Genomic DNA, 18,562 nt, shown 5'->3' with positions numbered 1-18,562 from the left:
GGTGTTGCTGGGAGCTTTGCTCGCTGCTAGGTTCCTGCGAACCGGTTCGACACCACCTGTGATGCGGAGCCTCTCGGCCATAAGGCCTACGGCGGCTCCTTCGAGGACACGGAACTGGAGACGCTGCTCGCTGAACCGAGGCGTCACGTCGTGGCCGGCTTCGCCGACCAGTTGATCCCGCCGAGGAGGTGGGCACGGAAGTCCGGGTCCTCGTACGCCTCGACGCCCCTAGCAGCGGGCCACCCAGCTCTGCCACCGCCCGTCATCGTCGACCTGCTCACCGACGACCATGACGGGCGGTGGAAGCGGCGGCCGCCAACTCGTCGCTGCCGCTGACCGTGATGTCGGAGCTGATGCTCTGACAGCGGATCCGCTGGTTGGCGCGGTACGTGCACCTACCGCACCGGCACCGGGTACTGCACGTACGCGCAGTACCCGGCACAGGGAGTGTCAGCCGCCCAGGACCGAGCCGAACTCGGCGTTGGGGTAGGTGAACCCGAAGGCCTTCTCGCTGAACGAGATCGCGCCGCTCGCCGTCAGCCCGGTCGCCGAGCCACGCAGCACCCAGTCACCGCCGTCGCGTGTCGACCCGGAGAAGACGTCCTCGCCCTTCCCGGCGATCGCGACGTCCGCCGCGCCGTTGCCGTCGACGTCGGCGATGCGTACCGCGGAGCCGAACCAGTCGTACGTCTCCGCGGTGCCCGGCACGCCGCTGGTGGCCTGGTGCCAGGTCTGGGCGCCGGTGCCGGTCAGGCCGGTGGCCGTGCCCTTGAGCAGGGCCACGGAGCCGGTCTGCGTCACACCGCTGACCGCCTCACCCGGGACGCCGGCCACGACATCCGCGTAGCCGTCACCCGTGACGTCGCCGACCGCGAGGGACGCGCCGAAGTTGTCGCCGGACTCGTTCACGCCCGGGACACCGGACGTGTCCTGGTCGAGGGTGGCGGTGCGGTGGGCGCCGAGGCCCTCCGCGCTGCCGTAGCGGACGTGGAGGAAGCCCGCGGCGTCCGAGTACTCGCCCGTGGTGGTGGCCGAGTACGGGATGTGGCCGGTGACGAGGTCGGTGTAGCCGTCGTGGTCGATGTCCCCGGCGGCGGCCGCGACGGTGGGAGCCTCGTTCTCGCCGGAAGCACCGGCGCTCGGGTCCGCGAGGAAGACCGGGTCGAGCCGCTCGGCACCCCAGGTGTAGACGCCGGTGTGCCGGCAGTCCGCGGTGCCGTCACAGCTCTGGGTGCCCGTGACGACCAGCTGGGCACGTCCGGCTCCGGTGAAGTCGCCCGCGGTCAGGGTCTGGGGCTCGATGTAGGCGTTGAAGTAGTTGGAGTACTTCGGCCCGGTCGGCGCCGTGCGGCCCGCGAGGTCGTCGTACACCCACAGCTTGTTGCGGCTGAGCACGGCCGGCTGGACGGTTCCGTCGCCGTCGAGGTCGGCGACGACGACCTTCTTGGCGAAGTCCTTCTCGGCCTCCCACTCACTGCCGGCGAGCGGGCTGCCGATCTCTGTGCCGTTGACCAGACCGTTCGCACCGCCCCACAGGACGGTGAGGCTGCCGAAGTTGGCGCTGCTGGAGTCCAGACGTTCGCCGGGGGCGCCGACGAGGAGGTCGGTGTAGCCGTCGGCGTCGAGGTCACCGGTGGCGTAGGTGCTGCCGAAGCGGTCGCCGTATTCGGCGGTGCTCGGGACCCCGGAGGAGTTCTGGGTGATGGTCGCCGAACGGGTCGGGGAGACACCGCCGGCGGAGCCGTGGAGAACGGTGACCGAGCCCGCGTCGGTGATTCCGTTGACGGTGGCTCCGGGTGTGGCTACGACGAGGTCGGCGACACCGTCGCCGTTGAAGTCGTCGGCCGTGGTGGTGACCGCACTCGCCGTGGGGACGAGGGTCACGGACAGGCCCGCGGAGGCCGCGGCTACGGCCGCGGCGATGGCCAGGGTGCGTACGCGCAAGTCTGCTCCAGTCTCGGAGAACGGGAGAGTTGTCTCTCTCCGTCCGACCAAGCGGACCGACCTCCTGGAACGTCACTCGCTTCGAGCGTGATCGTTCTCATGCGGTCAATTGCCTAGCACGGCACAACCATTGAGCCCCTCGACCGTCCGCCGGAGCGGCCGGGCGCCGTCCAGCTCCGGCTCGGGCCGGCTCCGCCGACGGCGGCACCACCGACGCCGGGCAAGGCGCTCCCGGTGGGTTCCTCGCCGGTGGCAGCTGCTCCCAGCCGGGACTGCCGCGCCCTGTAGATCATCACGGTCCAGTACGTGAGCACGGAAGTAGCGGACGACCGTCGCGCCCATACCCGGCGTGTGCGTGCACACGTGGGTGATCGCCTCGGCCGAGTCGCGGGCAGGAGAAGTCGTGTACCTGTACTCCACGGAGGGCTCGCTTCCTGGCCCCGCCTCGCGCGGCGTGGCGGCGGCCTTCGTCTCCGGCCTGCAATGAGGCCGCCAACTCCTCGGGCTTTCAGGCATCGGTCAGGCGACCATGAGTACTCTTCCCGACCCGGTCACCGCGACTTTCCGGCAGGCACACAGCGCGATGCCCGGCAGTCGGAGACCGGCTGCCGGGCACGTGTGCGCCGGGGATCAGCTGTAGGACTCGAAGAACTTGGTCGAGGCGTAGACCCAGCTGGTAACAGGCGCGGTCCAACCGGCGCGGGCGCCGTTGAACATGGCGTCCGGCCTGGCGGTCCAGGTCCACATCTTCACGGAGTTGTCCGGCTGGTGGTACATCGAGCCGATGTCGTCGCGGCCGTCACCGTCGTAATCGCCGATGACGAGCTGCATGCGGGCGATGTCCAGGTTGCCGGCGGCGCTGGAGAGCGTGACGAAGGCGGAGCCGAAGCGGTTCGTGCCCGAGACGTTCTCGGACAGGATGGTGGACACCTTGTCGCTGCCGTCGGCGTAGTCGTACCAGAGGGCGGTGTCGTCACGGCCGTCGCCGTTGAAATCACCGGCTTCGACAGTGGCGCGGTTCCAGTCCATGGAGGGGCTGTGCCACCAGGAAGCGGGGTTGGAGAAGGCGCCGTTCGCGGCGGTGAGGAAGACGTAGCCCTTCACCGAGTTGTCGCCCTGGCCGTAGAAGTTGGCGATGTCGTCGCGGCCGTCGCCGTTGAAGTCGCCGGTGGTGAACTTGCTGCGGTCGCGCAGCCAGGTGCCCGCAGGGGCGTTCCAGGAGCTGAAGGGCGTGTTGAGCGTCGCGGAGGGCGTGGTGGTGAACGTCCACAGCTTGGTGGCGCCGTCGGCGTAGTTGTACCAGACGGCGAGGTCGTCGCGGCCGTCGCCGTTGAAGTCGCCCGCCTGCGGCGTCATGTAGCTGATGTGGAAGCTGCCGGCCGCGCCGGTCCATGCGGTGAAGGGAGCGGCGAAGCCACCGTCGGGCTTGCCGAGGAACATCCATGCCTTCACGCTGGTGTCGCTGTAGCCGTACAGGGCCAGCATGTCGCCTCGGCCGTCACCGTTGAAGTCACCGGTGACCCGCTTCATGTAACGCGCGTCCCACCCACCGGCGTCGGCGGCGTACGACTTCAGCGGCGCGCCGAGTGTTCCGTCGGTCTGGCCGGCGAATGTGTACGTGGCGTCGGTGCCGGCGGAGAAGGCGTACCAGGCGCCCATGTCGCTGCGGCCGTCACCGTTGAAGTCGTGGCGCGGTGTGCTGTTGCTGGACCACTGGGAGCCACCCTGGGCGTTGTGGATGACCAGGTTGCCGCGGTCCTGCAGGACGGCGTAGCCACCCGCAGCGGACGTCTTCGACTCCCAGAGCGTGGCCGAGTCGGAGGCGTTGCGGACGAGGAGATTGCCGTTGACGTCGAGCTTGGCAGTGGCCCCTGCGTTACCGGCCGTTCCGGTGGACCACATGGTCTTGCCGGTCCTGGATGCGATGACGAGGTTGCCGTCGGCCTGCATGGTCACGCGTGCCGTGGCGGAGACGAGGCTCTCACCGGGGAGCAGCTGCTGGCCGGCGTTGAGGCGGGAGCCGAGTTTGATGTCGTCGGCGCGCGAAGCGATCGCGTCGGTGCGGGTCTCCGCGGGGTCGGTGCCGAAGCATCCACCCTGCCAGGAGCGGCTGCTGACTCCGACAAGCTCTGGCGTGCCGTTGTTCACACGCAGCAGTGGCGCTCCGGTGTCGCCCTTGCAGATCGCGTCGTTGGTGGACTTGCCGGCGATGTTCACCTCCGTTCCGGTGACCGAGTTGACCTGGAAGGCGGAGGTGTGGAGCTTGAGAGGTGCCCACTCCGTCTTCGTGCGGCCGTACCCCGGGACGGTGAGCGTGTCGCCCTGAGCCGCCGGGGTCGTGGCGATCTTGACCGGGGTAATGCCGGTGGCGGGCGTGGCCAGTCGGGCCAGCACCAGGTCGCGGCCCGCATGGGGTGCCAGGTCGGTGATCTCGGCGACGTGACCGTCGGTGCCGGTCAGATCGGCGCGGCCGATGGTGGCAACGGTCTTCTCGGCGGGCTTGCCGGGCGTGAGCTCGCCGGACCCGCCGGTGAAGCAGGACGTGGCAGTCAGCACCCACTGCGAGCTGACGAGGGCGCCGGAGCAGGCACGGTAGGTATCGCCCTCGCCGATCTCCAGCCGTGCCGTGAACGCGTGGGCGGTATCACTGACGGCGGGGCCGGTGACCGCGTGGGCGGGGCCGGCGGTAACTGCCAGTGGCGCTGCGACCAGGGCTGCGGCCGCCGGCGCAACGAGGGAGCGCAGGGGTCTGGTGTGTTTCATGGCCTCGGTTTCCTTGATGCAGTACGCGCAACCGTCACCGGAGCGCGTGAGTACGGGCGTTCGGGCGCTGGCCGGTGTTACTTGGAGGTCCTGATCTCCACCAGCATGTGGTCGCGGCCCTGCTCGTCCGCGCTCTCGCCCACCGATGTCCAGGTGTTCTTGGCGATGTCGAAGGACTTCTCCTCCGTGCCGACGGTCATGTCGACCTGGGTGGCGTAGTCGTTGCCCCTGACGGCGAACACTGCGGGGATCTCCATGGTCAGCCAGCCCGAGTCGCCGACGACCTTGAAGCAGATCTTCTCGTCCTTGTCGCGGGCCATGACCTCGAGGAGGCCGGTGCCGCTCGCGCAGTCGGCGAGGGTGATGTGGCCGTCGCCGCGCTTGAGGACGATGTTCTTCTCAGCGAGGATCTTGTCAGCCTGCGGGTAGTTGAAGTCCTCGACCGCGTAACCGGGGGCCTCGCCGGCGACGGGCGTGACCGCCTCGGCCTTTGCCCCGTGCCCGCCGCTGATGCCGCCGGCCAGCGTGAGCCACGCCAGGGCGCCGGCGACTGCCGCAGCGCCGAGCGTCCGCCCTATGAATCTATTCCGCTGCGGCTTCGCCGTATATGCGGTACGTGCCTTCATCACAGTCCTAAATTTGTCCGGTGCCGGCCGATGGCCGAAACGTGGTCCAAGACGGGCGTGAAGGCGACCAGAATTGAAACGTTTCCCCCCACTCCCCGACGCGAGCATAACCGTTCTCCAACGGTTTCCGCTTCACCCTACACGCGGGAAGAATCGCCTTCTCCCGCAAGGGAAAAAGTCGAGTCCATGCCCTCGGGAGGCAGTTTCAGTCTCGCCATGAAACCTCCTCTTGTTGATCTTTGTCCACTGAATAAACTTGCACAAGTCCGGCAAACAGCACGGTACTTGTGTGGTCTGCCTCACGCCCGCGAGGGGGTTGCATGAAAATTTGTGAATGATCCGTAAAGAACATTGGAGTGATCCCTCTTTGTTGAAAAAGACACTTCTGAGGGCGCATCGTAATTTCTCGCTGCACCGCACTGATGTCGCGTGAAATGCCGTTGGTATCGTCCCTGCAATGTGCAGGCGATGCATGCGCCTCGATCCCGACACACACGTAACTGACCCGGCGCGCAGGGAACCTGCCGCGTCAATCACCGCTGTACTGCCTCACCGGCAGAAACACGAGGACAAACCCTTATGCAGACGATGTTCTGGAGCCGACGCCGCCTTCTCGGCACCCTTGCCACCGTCACGGCTTTCGCCGCATCCCCCCTGGCGCTGGTACCGGTCGCCCGCGCCGACACCACGGAAGGGGAGGCTCCCGATCCGCTGGCACTGCCGGACACCGACCGCGCGAAGGTGATCAAGGCCTGGTTGACGGGCGGAAAGGCCGTCAGAGCCGCCGCTGCCGACGCGCTTTACGGCACGGATGCCGACATCCAGACGTTCCTCACCGAGAAGCTGCCCAAGGCGACTGTCGAAGACAACCGGGTCGCCATCGTCACCTACCTCGCCAAAGCGGGCACGGGACTGCGCCGTGAGGCCGTCGCGGCCCTCAACGACGGCGACAGCGCCATCGCCGCCTTCCTCAACACCGGCTACAGGCCCGCCCTCGTGGAAGACCTCCGCGTCGCCACGGCAACTGTCTCCAGTACGGGCGGCAGAGCGGTCAAGCGTGAAGCCTCCGCCGCCCTGGACGCCAACACGCGGACGGCCCTGGAGGGTTTCCTCACCAGCGGTCAGTTCACCGCCCGCCTGGAGGACATGCGGGTGGAGGCCAGCCGCATGCTGTTCAAGGGCGGTCCGGAGGTGAGGAAGTACGCGGACCGCGCCCTCAGCGGTACCGCGACGGACGTGCAGTGGTTCCTCGACACCGGCCAGCACATCGCGCGCGCCCGAGACCAGGAGTCCGCGACGATCGAGGAACTCGTCGCCGTGGTCGAGCGAGAGGGCAAACGCGCGCAGGCCGAGACCGACCTGGCCGTGGAGGCCTCCGAGCGGGCCAAGACCGCCGCGCTCAAGGCGAAGGAGGCGGCCGAGAAGGCGGCGGCGGAGGCGGAGGCGGCCAAGGAGGACGTGAAGAAGTCCGGGGAAGCGGCCCGCAAGGCAGCCAGTGCCGCCAAGGGCGCGGCGGACGCTGCACGGAACGCGATCAACGCCTCTCATGCCGCCGTGGCCGCATCCCGCCGCGCCTCCTGGGCCGCCACCGCTGCCTCGCAGGCGGCCGCGACTGCCGGAAACGCCGCCTCGCGTGCTTACAGCGCCGCGATCGCCGCCTCAAAGGACGCCGGACAAACCGAGGCGGCGAAGAACGCTGCGGTCGCGGCCCGGAACGCTGCGGCCAAGGCCCGCTCGGCCGCAGCGGCCGCCGACTATGCCGCGACCGCCTCCGCTCAAGCCGCCAACGCGGGCTCCGCAGCCGCCTCCGCAGCCCGCAACGCCGCCGCTGCCGCCAACGCCTCCGCCCAAGCCGCGACCGCCGCCGGCGTGGCGCAGCAAGAGGCCGCGGAAGCGAAGCGTCAGGCGGCCATCGCGAGTGCCGCCGCGAACCGGGCCACCAACGCGGCCTCCACCGCACAGGCCCTGGCTACTTCCGCCGCGTCGGCCGCGCGCACGGCGCGCGACGCTGCCAACTCCGCCGCCGCCCACGCCGAAAGGGCAGCTGCCGCCGCCGAGGAAGCGGTGAAGTACGCCGGACAGGCCATCGACTACGCGAACAAGTCCACGGCCCACGCGGCCGAGGCGGTGAAGGCCGCCAACACCGCCACGAAGGCGGTCCAGGACGCCCAGGCGGTCGAGGAGGCAGCGCGGAGTGCCGAGCTGGCGCGCCTGGAGGAGGACAAACTGCAGGGCTTGGAGGAGGCCAGGCTGCTTGCACAGATCGAAGCGGACGAGCGCGCCACGTACGAGAACAAGCGTGGGCAGGTCGAACAGACCGAACAGGCCGTCAAGGACCTGATCACCAGCGCCGAGCGGGCGCTGGCAGGCAACGACCTGTCCTTGGCCGCCACTCTTGGCCGCAAGGCCGCGGTCGGCCTGCTCGACGCGAAGGGCGCCTGGACGCGGGAGGCCGCCCAGTTCGCCCTCTCCGGCACGGACGCCGACGTACACGTCTGGATCGACACCGACCGGACCATCGCACAGAGGCAGGACGACCGGGAAACCGCCCTGTACCTCGCCCAGGTGTCCGTTCCGAAGATCGGCGAGGCGGCACATGCAGCGCTCGCCAGCGACGCCCCCGAGGCGCCCCGCAGCTTCCTCACCACAGGGCTGATAGAAGCCGCCGCGGAGAACAACCGCGTCCAGATCGCGCGCATCCTGAGCAGCAACCCCGGGAAGGCCGTCAAGGCGGCAGCCGAAGCCGCGCTCAACACCAATACGGCGTCTGCACTCCAAGGCTTCTTCGATCACGCCTACCCCGACGCGGTCCGCGAGGACGACGGCGTCATCACGGCGACGCTGCTCAACAACGGCGGCTCTTACACCAAGGCGTACGCCGAGGTCGCCCTCGAGGGTCCGACGTGGATGCGCAGGAACTTCGTCGACGTCGTGCAGTACAAGGCAGCACAACTCGACCACGACTCCGCGACCCATGTCGCGGCGATTCGCGGAGCCATCGCGGCGGCGGCCAAGATCGCGTACAAGGCCCTGGAGAACGCCGCGCTGGCGTCGAAGGTTGCGGCCGAGGCCCGCAATGCAGCGGCGGAGGCGCAGGAATGGGCGGCCAAGGCGCTGAATTCGGCGAGCAAGGCCGCCGACTACGCCACCGAGGCGAAGCAGAACGCCGACAACGCGGACAAGTCCGCCGCCGCCGCGCAGGCATCGGCGGACAAGGCCAAGTCGGCGGCCGCGGTAGCCCGCGGCGCGGCGCGCTCGGCGAACTACTCGGCGAACAAGGCGATCGACGCAGCCCGTAGCGCCCTGCGCTCCTCCTACAGCGCCCAGGCGTCCGCGTCCAGCGCGCGCCAGTCCGCGATCACGGCGGGCCAGAACGCCCAGGTGGCGGCGGCAGCGGCCAGCGACGCCCGACGCATCGCCACGGAGAAGCGCAAGGCCGAGGCGGCAGAAGCCGCCCGGAAGGCAGCGGAGGCGGCGAAGGCCGCCCAGGAGAGCGGGAGCAACCCGGCCGACAGCCCCACCCACGACCAGGTCAACCCGAACGGCACCGGCGGCGAGAAGGAGGACTGGTGGGAGGACGCCGGTTGGTGGGCTGACACGTTCAACTCCATCAGCATCGGCACCGGCTTTATCAGCGCCATCCTCGGCCTCGGCAGCCTCTTCTTCCCGGCGGCGGCTCCGTTCGCGGCCGCCTTCGGCGTCGTGTCGGTCGTGACCGGCGGGCTGAGCGCCGTGTTCAACGGTATCGAATACGGCTTCGGCAGTGGCGAGTTCGCCACGTCCGCCGCGAGTGCGGCCCTCGGCCTGCTTACGTACGGCCAGTCGAAGTGGATCGGAGCGCTCACCCACGCCGACGATTACGCCAGGGCAGTGGCTCCCGTGGCCACGAAGATCACGCAGTTCGGCACCGATCTCGTGTCGCCGATCACCGGCGTCCTGGGCGAGATCTTCGGTTAGGGTCCGCCGCGTAAGTTGATGGCAGGGGCTGGTGCTCAGCGCCGGCCCCTGCACCGGTTCCCCGGAAGGACACTACGATCGTGCTCGCGTCCGTCGCCACCGGGTGGCTATGGCTCTTGGCTGCGGCAACCACCGTGATCCACTGCCTCGTCATGGCGAAGTGGGTTCCCTTGCGGAGATTTCGGCTGGCCTATCCCGTGACCATCGTCGGCTGCGGTCTCGGCACGCTCGCTTTGGGCCAGCTGAGGGGCCTGACACTGCCCGCCTTGCTTACCTTGTACTCCTTCTCTCTCATTGGTTTGACGATCGGACTCCTCCCGAGCCGCAAGCTGCTCACGAAGTACGCTCATGAACTGCGCCAAGGCACAAAACGGGACAGCTATGACTACCCGCGCCGGAACATCGCATTCTGCGTCGCCTGCGTCGTCGCCACGAACGTGGCCGCATTCGTGCTGACGCGGTGACGGTTCGCCGTGCCGTCCTCATTTTCGTGGACCCCGTAAGCGAGCCATGACCTGTGCGAAACCGGGAGCATCGCCCGCTTGCCCGCGGTGAGATGGAAGGTCAGAGGCCGGCAGTGGGCGTCGGACACGAGATGGATCTTCGTGCTCGGTCCGCCGCGTGACCGGCCGATGGCGTGGTCGTCCGGCTCATTGGCCGGGGCCCCCTTTTGTGAGCCCCGGCCGCATGCTGGTGAGCGCGCACGATGGTGGAGTCGACCGAGACGGCCCAGTTCAGGTCTTCCTCGGAGTCGGCCTGCGCAATGAGCGCGGTGAAAACCCGCTCCCAGGTGCCGCCGACGGCCCTTGTACGCAGGATCCACACGTCGTCCAGCCACAGATCGGTGCCTGCGGGCTCCGCCGTCAGTGCTGCACCGACGGTTTCCGGCAGCAATCATCGACGTCCATCATTTGGTGGGCTGGTCACCCGATGAGGGCCTGAGTGATCTGGCGAGTGGTCTGTGCGGCGACTCGGGGATCGACGGCGGCGTAGTGCGTATACGCGTTGAGGCCGGTGGCCAGGGCCCAGCCGCGTCCCCGCATCCAGGTGGCGTCGTCCACGCCCAGCTCATCGCGGAAAGCGGCGCGGCTGTCGGCCGACATCAGCGTGAAGGCGATCATCAGGTCGCAGGCCGGGTCGCCCATGCCAAGCCCGCCGAAGTCGATGACGGCGCTGAGACGTCCGTGGGACATCAGCAGGTTGCCGGTGTGGAAGTCGCCGTGGAACCACACCGGGGACCGATCCCAAGCGGGCGCGTCCAATGCCGCGTTCCACAGTTCGGTCATCGCTGTCGTGTCGAACACCCCGCCGACTTCGGCAATGGCGAGGCGTGTCGCGCGGTCCCGGTCGGACAGCGGGCGGCCGGTGAGGTCATCCCCGATGTTCTGGGGGAGGGCGTCCTCGGGCTCGAACCGGTGCAGGGCTGCCAGGAAGTGCGCCAGCTCGACGGCGGCCGCGGCGGAGTCGCCCAACGCGTCGACGGTGACCACCTCACCGTCGAGCCAGCGGGACACCGCCCACGGCCACGGATAACCGAAGTCCGGATCGCCCACCCCCACCGGCACGGGGATGGCCAGGGGGACGTGCGGGGCGAGCCGGGGCAGCCAGTGGAGTTCCTTCCTGGCCTGGCCTGTGGCTCCGACGTGGCGCGGCAGCCGGACGGACAGTTCCTCACCCAAGCGGTAGATCACATGGTCCGAGCCGGCCGGGTCGAGCCGCTTCAGGGGCAGCTCCGCCCACTGCGCGAACTGCGTATCGACCAGGCGCCTGACCAGTGCCTCGTCGATCGAGGGGTGGGCGTCTACGGTGCTCACAGCCGGCAAGAGCAGCTCCCACGATCGGTCCGGTCCGTGCGACGGGCGGTCGCAACCATCACAGTGGTCGGCGGCTGCACCTGTCGACCGATTTTGCGCGGTACGGCGCCCCGGCCGCGGGTCGAAGGCTTCGGTAGCCGGTACGAGGGCCTACTCGGCAAGCCGTGCCGGCCGCAGTCCTGGGGAACGGCCGCTCGGCCCGAACCGTTGGACGGGCATGGGCTTGACCATGCGAGAGGGACATCGAGGTACCGGACCAGGCGTCGTCACCCCGGACGGATGCGCGGTCGAGCTCTACTCCCGACTGCCCGTCCTGGACGAGCCGGACATCGTCGCCGCTGCGGTGCCCGCGGGTGCGCACATTCTGGAGTTGGGCTGCGGGGTCGGGCGCGTGACACACCCCCTCCTGGAGCGGGGCTTCTCCGTCACCGCAGTCGACGAGTCCCAGGAAATGCTCGACCGCGTTCGCCAGGCGCGCACGATCCTCAGCTCGATCGAGGACCTCGACCTGGGTGAGACGTACGACGTCGTGATGCTGGCGTCGTTCCTCGTGCATACCGGAGACGTCGACGAGAGGCGGGCGCTGCTGCGCACGTGCGAACGGCATCTCGCGCCCGGTGGCCGTGTGTTGATTCAGCGCGAGGGTGAGGACTGGCACACGAACGTGCCGCGTGAGCGTGTCGACCCCAGCGGCTTCACGGTGCGGGTCGTGTCGGCGGAGCCGGTCGGTGACGGGGTGAACTCGGTGTACGCGGAATACGAGTTTCCGGACGCCACCTGGACCCACACCTTCCTGTCCAGGCCGCTGACGAAGAAGCAGTTCGAGGACGCGCTCGCCGAGGCGGGGTTGAAGGTCGACGAGTACTTGACGGAAGACGGGACATGGGTGCGGGCGGTTCGGACCGCGGAAAGTCCCCGCGGAGTGCCGGCCGGCTAGGGGCTCTCGTGCGGCGGCCTGCCCCGTAGGCCGCCGTCGGTGGGAACGGACGGAACGGCCAGCACGGCGCACACCGCGCGAGTCACCCGTTCGGGCACGTCGCCCTGTCCGGGTACCGGCAGAAGCATGTGGCTGAGCGTGAGCCGTACGGCGAGGTCGGCTGCTTCTTCACGCTGCCGCCGATCGACATCGGGTACGGCGTCGGTCAGCCAGGCGCTCAGCAGGTCACGCGCCGAGGAGAACACCGGGTCCGGCCGACTCGTCAGGAACGGAAGCAGGGCGTCTGTTCCTCCCCGGGCGGCGGTGAGCACAGCGCGGATGAACGGGTTGCGGCTGCCCTCGTCGAGCGTGTGGGCGACTCCTTTGCGCAAGGCATCGGCGAAGCCGTCCCGGTCGGCGTCCAGCACAGCCGCGAGACGGGTCAGGAACCGCTCCGTCTCTCGCTCCACCAGGGCCCGGCCGACTCCGGCCCGGTCGCCGAACTCTTTGTATATCGACGGCCGCGAGACCTCGGCCCGCTCCGCCAGATCTGCGACCCGGACCCGGTCCCAGCCGTTCTGTGCGGCCAGGGTCCAGGCCTCCTCCAAGACGCGCTCCCGCATCTGGATGCGCCACGCCAGACGCGGCGGATGAGGGGGTTTCACGGCTGGATCGGCAGTGACCATCGGAGCAGTGTGCCAGAGCGACGCAACCTTGCCGAGGTACGGGCCCTCGGGAATGGATGCGGAGGACGACCACACAGCTGAGCTGACGAGTCATCAGAATATTGACACTGCGCCGGGTTTGTCAGCGCCATGTACGGCTGGCACGCTCAGGGCTCCCCCCCCCAGTCGCGCTTCCGCCGCTTCCCCGAACTCGGCGGCGGAGGCGCGATGCCTTCGAAAGGGAGACCTTATGGCGAAGCGCGGCGACAAAGACGCCCTGACCTGGCGTGACCCGAAGCGGTACCTCTGGCTTCTCGCTCTGGCCGTCCCCACTCTGCCCTTCCAAGCTGCCGGCCTCGTCTGGCTGACCGGTACGGGGGCTCTGTGGTGGTGGGGGCCGCTCTTCGCGTTCGTTGTCCTGCCCGTGATCGATCACGTCACGGGCAAAGACAGCGCCAATCCACCCGAAGCGGCGATGGCACGCCTGGAGGCGGACCGCTACTACCGCTGGTGCACCTACCTGTACCTGCCCCTTCAGTTCGGCGCCCTGGTCTGGGCGTGCGATCAGTGGGCCGGCGGCTCGCTGTCGGTCGCGGACAGCCTCGGTCTCGCCGCCACCACCGGCGTCGTGGCGGGGGTGGCGATCAACACCGCCCATGAACTGGGGCACAAGCGTGAGCAGTTGGAGCGGCGGTTGAGCCGGATGGCACTCGCCCAAAGCGGCTACGGCCACTTCTACGTCGAGCACAACCATGGTCATCATGTACGCGTGGCCACGCCCGAGGACCCCGCCAGCTCACGTATGGGCGAGAGCTTCTGGCGCTTCCTCCCGCGGGCCGTCGCGGGCGGTGTGCGCTCGGCCTGGCACCTGGAGCGGCGTCGACTGGAGCGCCGCGGACGACGCACCGTCAGCCGCCACAACGACGTACTGACGGCGTGGGCACTGACCATAGCCCTGTTCACGGTGCTGTCCGTCGCCTTCGGTCCGGCCGTCCTGCCCTTCCTGCTCCTGCAGGCAGTGATCGGTTTCTGCCTGCTGGAGACGGTCAACTACCTGGAGCACTATGGGCTGCTGCGGCAGCGCCGCCAGGACGGGCGCTACGAGCGCGTCTCTCCCCGGCACAGCTGGAACAGCAACAACACGGTCAGCAATGTGTTCCTGTTCCAGTTGCAACGGCACTCCGACCATCACGCCAACCCGTTGCGCCGCTATCAGACGCTGCGCCATTTCGACGAGGCTCCGCAGCTCCCCTCGGGCTACGCCACCATGATCGTGGTTGCCTGGTTCCCGCCGCTGTGGCGGCACATCATGGACCCTCGGCTCAGGACTCACTACGACGGGGATCTCTCCCGGGCGAACGTCCGTCCCGGCCCGGGGAGATCACACCCGAAGGCCGCCTCGGGGCGCTCCTGACGTCGTCGGCGTGATGTCGTCCAGGCGGGCCGGGTTCGGCGAGACACCCGTCATCGAGGGTGGGCGGCGATGAGCGGGTCGCGGTAGCCGGTGCCCGACAGGGCCGTCGATGCGGCGGCCGGGGCTCCGCCTGCAGACCTGCCGTTCATCGTGAACGGCGGGTTCGTCTTCCCCGACTGGTATCGGAAGGTACAAGTCGGTCACCACCCGCGACAGATGTACGACGAACCCCTCCCCTCGCGAGCCATATGCGCCGCCGAAACTGCAGGACATAAGCGTTCTCCCAGCGGGCGCCGATCCGCCGAACCCGTACTCCCGCCAACGTAACACCCGATACATCTAGCCAATCGAAGGCTCTTTCTGTAACTTCCCTGGTGTGTTGCCGACGGCACGGATCCGTCGGCACAGATCCCGAGAGGTTCCACCGCGATGAACACTCGTCTCCCCCAGCGTGTCTCGGTCGCCGCTGCGGCGGCTCTGGCCCTCACCGCCCTCTCCGCCTGCGGAAACGCCGAAGACCCCGCACCCGCGGCGGCAAGCAAGGTCTCCGTCGCCGGAGTGGAGATCAAGAAGGACCAAGCCCTGCACGACATGCTGCCGGACCAGATCAAGAAGGCCGGGAAGGTGCGAGTGGCGACCGATGTTCCCTACCCGCCGTTCGAGATGTTCGTGAAGGAGGGAGAGAGCGAGCTCACCGGCCTGGACTACGACCTCGGCCAGGCGCTCAGCGCGAAGCTGGGTGTGAGCTTCGCCTTCGCTCCGCAGAAGTTCGACGGGATCGTGCCCGCCCTCCAGGCCGGCAAGTTCGACGCCGCCATGTCCGCCATCACCGACAACAAGGAGCGTCAGCAGGTCGTCGACTTCGTCGACTACTCCCAGTCCGGTTCGGGCATCCTCGTCGCCGACGGCAACCCCGCCAAGATCGCCGACCTGGACGGTCTGTGCGGCCGGAAGGTCGCCGTCCAAGCCGCCACCAACCAGCTGGACCTGTTGAAGTCCCACCAAAAGGCCTGCTCCACCGCGGGCAAGGGGAAGATCGGCATCCTGACCTACCCCAAGGACTCCGACGCCCAGCTCGCCCTGCGCTCCGGCAAGGTCGTCGCCCAGGTCCTCACCAAGCCCGCCGCCGGCTGGGTGGCCAAGACCGCCGACGGCGGCAAGGCCTTCGACCTGGTGGAGGACCCCGCGGCACCGGGAGGGTACAACGCCTCGCCGAACGGCATCGCCGTCAGCAAGCAGCTGCCCGAGCTGACCGACGCGATACAGAAGGCCCTTCAGGCCCTCATCGACGACGGCACCGTCACCAAGATCTTCGACAAGTACGGCGTGGCCTCGATCGCGGTGAAGGAAGCCACCCGCAACGCGGCGGTGGACTAGGCATGACCGTCACGAAGAACGCCCCGGAGGCCCCGCACACGGGCCGGGAAAGGGCACCGGAACTCGAAGTCGTCCCGGTCCGCAATTACGGCCGCTGGTTCGCCGCGGTGGCGTCGGTGCTGGCGCTCGTCGGGCTCATCGGCTCGCTCGCCAAGAACGACAACCTGCGCTGGGACGTCGTCGGCGACTACCTGTTCGCGGATCTCATCTTCGACGGGCTGGGCACGACACTCTGGCTGACCGCCGCTGCCATGGCGCTCGGCCTCGGACTGGGCACGCTCATCGCCGTCATGCGGCTGTCGTCCAGCCCCGTCCTGTACGGCATCGCCACCGCCTTCGTCTGGATCTTCCGCGGCACCCCGCTGCTCGTGCAGATCATCTTCTGGGGCTATGCCGCCGCTCTCTACAAGTACGTGAAGATCGGCATCCCCTTCACCGACGTCACCTTCTTCCAGACGGAGACCAACAGCCTCCTCACTCCCGCCGTCGCGGCGCTGCTCGCCCTCGGGCTGAACGAGGCCGCGTACGCCTCCGAGATCGTCCGGGCCGGCATCCAGTCCGTCGACGCCGGTCAGACCGAGGCCGCGCACTCGCTCGGTATGCGTCCGGCGCTGACCATGCGCAGGATCGTCCTGCCCCAGGCGATGCGGGTCATCATCCCGCCGATGGGCAACGAGACCATCAACATGCTCAAGATGACCGCCCTGGTCTCGGTCATCTCCGCGCACGACCTGATGTCCAACATCCAGGACGTGTACGCGCAGAACTACCAGGTCATTCCCATGCTCGTCGTGGCCAGCATCTGGTACCTCGCCCTGGTGACCCTGCTCAGCGTCCCCCAGGCCTGGCTGGAGCGCCGCTACGGACGCGGCACCGCGCGCGGCGGACACCCCTCCCCCTGGCGGCGGTTGCTCGGCGGTGCCGAGGGGCTGATCGGCAGGAAGGACCGGAAGGACAAGGAGGACGCCCGATGACCGCGACCATGGTGCGGGCCGAGGGCGTACGCAAGCGCTTCGGCCGACTCGAAGTACTCAAAGGCATCGACCTCACCGTCGATCGCGGACAGGTGTGCTGCCTGCTGGGACCGTCCGGCTCCGGCAAGTCGACCTTCCTGCGTTGCATCAACCATCTGGAGAAGGTCGACGGCGGCAAGCTCACCGTCGACGGCGACCTCGTGGGCTACCGCCAACAGGGCGACAGGCTCCACGAACTGCGCGAGCGGGAGGTCGCCGCACGACGACGCGACATCGGCATGGTGTTCCAGCGCTTCAACCTCTTCCCGCACATGACCGCGCTCGACAACATCGTGGAAGCCCCCGTCAAGGTCCGTGGGGTACCCAAGGCGGAGGCCCGTGAGCGGGCCCGACTGCTGTTGCAGCAGGTCGGATTGGGCGACCGGGGCCACCACTACCCGGCAGAACTGTCCGGCGGCCAGCAGCAACGCGTCGCCATCGCCCGCGCCCTGGCCATGGAGCCCAAGCTGATGCTCTTCGACGAGCCGACGTCCGCCCTGGACCCGGAGCTGGTCGGCGACGTCCTGGACGTCATGCGCCGGCTCGCCGCCGACGGCATGACCATGGTCGTCGTCACCCACGAGATCGGCTTCGCCCGGGAGGTCGGCGACACCGCCGTCTTCATGGACCAGGGCGTCGTCGTGGAGGCCGGCGATCCACGCCAGGTCCTCGTCGACCCGGAACAGGAACGCACCCGCGCCTTCCTGTCCAAGGTCCTGTGAGCGCGCCACCCCGCCGGCAGGACCGCACCGCGGACCTGCTCGACCTGGCACGCGCACGCCGCTCCGGCTATCTGCGGGACCTGCGCGAACTCGTCTCCATCGACTCGGGCTCCTACGACCCCGACGGCGTCAACCAGGTCGCCGACTGGGTGCAGCAGCGCCTGCGGCGGACCGGATTCACCGTCGAGCGCGTACGCCTGCCACCTGCCGGCCCGTTCCGGGCCGGCGACGCACTCGTCGCCCGCAAGAAGGGCACACTCCCGCCGGCCGAGGGCGGTCGCAGGATCCTGCTCGCCGGTCACATGGACACGGTCTTCGACCGCGGCACCGCCCACGCCCGGCCCTTCTCCGTGCACGGCTCGATCGCCCACGGACCCGGTGTGAGCGACGACAAGGGCGGACTGCTGGCAGGCCTGACAGCGCTCGACATCCTGCACGAGCACGGCCTGACCGCCTACGACGAGCTGGTCCTGCTCGCCACTCCCGACGAGGAGATCGGCTCACCGGCCAGCCGACCGCTCATCGAACGCACCGCCCGCGGCATGCACTATGGCCTCGGCCTGGAGTGCGCCCGCGAGAACGGCGACCTCGTCATCGGCCGCAAGGGCGTCGCCGACTTCCGCATCAACGTCGCAGGGCGAGCCGCCCACGCCGGCATCGAACCCGAACGCGGAGCCAACGCCGCCCTGTCGGCCGCCCATCTGATCGTCGACCTGCAAGCCCTCAACGGCCGTTGGGACGGCGTTACCGTCAACGTGGGAACCATCAGGGCCGGCAGCCGCGCCAACATCGTCTGCGCCGACGCGGAACTGCGCGTCGAGGTGCGGGCCGCCACCACCGCCGATGTGCAGCGGGTCGAGCGGGCGATCCAGGACGCCGCCGACCGGCCCGCTGTCACCGGCACCACCATCAGCGTCGAACAGCTCGATCTGTGCCCGCCCATGGAAGTCACCGCCGCCTCCCAACGCATGCTCGACCTGGCGCGACGGGTCGGCGGCTCAGTGGGCGTGACTCTGGACGCGACCACGACCGGCGGTGTCGGCGACGCCAACCTGATCGCCGGTACGGGCGTGCCCACCCTGGACGGCCTGGGTCCCGTCGGCGGAGCCGACCACACCCCCCAGGAATGGCTCGACCTCACCAGCGTCCCGCAGCGCGTCGCCATGCTAGCCGCCCTCGTGGCGGAGCTCGGCAACGCCGCCGACACCCCGCCCTGACGCGGCCTCACCAGCGCCGTCACGGTCACCTACGACCGACGGCGTGCCGATGCCCACCGCCACCCCGACCGACCTCGCCCACCCCGACCGGCCTCGCCACCCCGACCGGCCTCGCCACCCCGACCGGCCTCACC

13 protein-coding genes and 1 pseudogene are annotated in these 18,562 nt (G+C 68.9%); 8 read left to right on the top strand and 6 right to left on the bottom strand.

Annotation, left to right across the window (positions count from 1 at the left end):
* Positions 1 to 450: 450 nt before the first annotated feature.
* The 3 genes from ACFYNL_RS05690 to ACFYNL_RS05680 all read right to left on the bottom strand — a co-directional run bounded on the left by ACFYNL_RS05690 (position 451) and on the right by ACFYNL_RS05680 (position 5,333).
* Positions 451 to 1,944: an FG-GAP and VCBS repeat-containing protein gene (locus ACFYNL_RS05690; RefSeq protein WP_388796885.1), complete on the bottom strand. Its 1,494-nt coding sequence runs from the start codon at positions 1,942 to 1,944 to the stop codon at positions 451 to 453.
* Between the two features lie 630 nt (positions 1,945 to 2,574).
* Complete coding sequence (locus ACFYNL_RS05685) at positions 2,575 to 4,707, bottom strand: FG-GAP-like repeat-containing protein (protein WP_388796882.1); 2,133 nt, start codon at positions 4,705 to 4,707, stop codon at positions 2,575 to 2,577.
* Positions 4,708 to 4,784: 77 nt separating this feature from the next.
* Positions 4,785 to 5,333: a hypothetical protein gene (locus tag ACFYNL_RS05680; protein ID WP_388796879.1), complete on the bottom strand. Its 549-nt coding sequence runs from the start codon at positions 5,331 to 5,333 to the stop codon at positions 4,785 to 4,787.
* A 579-nt stretch (positions 5,334 to 5,912) separates the two neighbouring features.
* Between ACFYNL_RS05680 and ACFYNL_RS05675 the strand changes: the two genes are divergently transcribed.
* Together ACFYNL_RS05675 and ACFYNL_RS05670 are read left to right on the top strand one after the other, a co-directional pair.
* Positions 5,913 to 9,290, top strand: a complete 3,378-nt coding sequence (locus ACFYNL_RS05675) for an ALF repeat-containing protein (RefSeq protein WP_388796875.1) — start codon at positions 5,913 to 5,915, stop codon at positions 9,288 to 9,290.
* A gap of 80 nt (positions 9,291 to 9,370) precedes the next feature.
* Positions 9,371 to 9,754, top strand: a complete 384-nt coding sequence (locus tag ACFYNL_RS05670) for a hypothetical protein (RefSeq protein WP_388796872.1) — start codon at positions 9,371 to 9,373, stop codon at positions 9,752 to 9,754.
* Positions 9,755 to 9,778: 24 nt separating this feature from the next.
* On the opposite strand, the pseudogene ACFYNL_RS05665 reads toward ACFYNL_RS05670, so the two are convergent.
* Both ACFYNL_RS05665 and ACFYNL_RS05660 read right to left on the bottom strand, forming a co-directional pair.
* Positions 9,779 to 10,094 (bottom strand): annotated as a pseudogene (locus ACFYNL_RS05665) (transposase); the annotation flags it as partial.
* Positions 10,095 to 10,213: 119 nt separating this feature from the next.
* Positions 10,214 to 11,104: an aminoglycoside phosphotransferase family protein gene (locus tag ACFYNL_RS05660; RefSeq protein ID WP_388796869.1), complete on the bottom strand. Its 891-nt coding sequence runs from the start codon at positions 11,102 to 11,104 to the stop codon at positions 10,214 to 10,216.
* A 229-nt stretch (positions 11,105 to 11,333) separates the two neighbouring features.
* Here ACFYNL_RS05660 and ACFYNL_RS05655 point away from each other — a divergent pair, with 229 nt between their 5' ends.
* Positions 11,334 to 12,041, top strand: coding sequence for a class I SAM-dependent methyltransferase (locus tag ACFYNL_RS05655; RefSeq protein WP_388796866.1), 708 nt, complete (start codon positions 11,334 to 11,336; stop codon positions 12,039 to 12,041).
* Here ACFYNL_RS05655 and ACFYNL_RS05650 read toward each other — a convergent pair.
* Complete coding sequence (locus tag ACFYNL_RS05650) at positions 12,038 to 12,706, bottom strand: TetR family transcriptional regulator (protein ID WP_388796863.1); 669 nt, start codon at positions 12,704 to 12,706, stop codon at positions 12,038 to 12,040. The genes ACFYNL_RS05655 and ACFYNL_RS05650 overlap by 4 nt on opposite strands.
* A gap of 229 nt (positions 12,707 to 12,935) precedes the next feature.
* Between ACFYNL_RS05650 and ACFYNL_RS05645 the strand changes: the two genes are divergently transcribed.
* The 5 genes from ACFYNL_RS05645 (at position 12,936) to ACFYNL_RS05625 (ending at position 18,428) form a co-directional block, all read left to right on the top strand.
* Positions 12,936 to 14,099 carry an alkane 1-monooxygenase gene (locus ACFYNL_RS05645; RefSeq protein ID WP_388796860.1) on the top strand — a complete coding sequence of 388 codons (1,164 nt, stop codon included), beginning with the start codon at positions 12,936 to 12,938 and terminating at the stop codon, positions 14,097 to 14,099.
* 429 nt (positions 14,100 to 14,528) lie between these two features.
* On the top strand, positions 14,529 to 15,476 hold the full coding sequence (locus ACFYNL_RS05640; RefSeq protein WP_388796857.1) for an ABC transporter substrate-binding protein: 948 nt from the start codon (positions 14,529 to 14,531) through the stop codon (positions 15,474 to 15,476).
* A gap of 2 nt (positions 15,477 to 15,478) precedes the next feature.
* Positions 15,479 to 16,450, top strand: a complete 972-nt coding sequence (locus ACFYNL_RS05635) for an amino acid ABC transporter permease (protein ID WP_388796854.1) — start codon at positions 15,479 to 15,481, stop codon at positions 16,448 to 16,450.
* Between the two features lie 8 nt (positions 16,451 to 16,458).
* The gene (locus ACFYNL_RS05630) at positions 16,459 to 17,211 is read left to right on the top strand and encodes an amino acid ABC transporter ATP-binding protein (RefSeq protein ID WP_388797354.1); all 753 of its coding nucleotides are present in this window, start codon (positions 16,459 to 16,461) and stop codon (positions 17,209 to 17,211) included.
* The gene (locus tag ACFYNL_RS05625) at positions 17,208 to 18,428 is read left to right on the top strand and encodes a M20 family metallopeptidase (RefSeq protein WP_388796851.1); all 1,221 of its coding nucleotides are present in this window, start codon (positions 17,208 to 17,210) and stop codon (positions 18,426 to 18,428) included. The genes ACFYNL_RS05630 and ACFYNL_RS05625 overlap by 4 nt, the downstream gene beginning before the upstream one ends.
* The last annotated feature ends 134 nt before the right edge of the window (positions 18,429 to 18,562 follow it).

It is taken from the genome of Streptomyces sp. NPDC007808 (assembly GCF_042868655.1).
GTDB lineage: Bacteria > Actinomycetota > Actinomycetes > Streptomycetales > Streptomycetaceae > Streptomyces.
The sequence above is the reverse complement of the archived record's forward strand: the minus strand, read 5'-3'. Positions and strand labels throughout refer to the sequence as shown.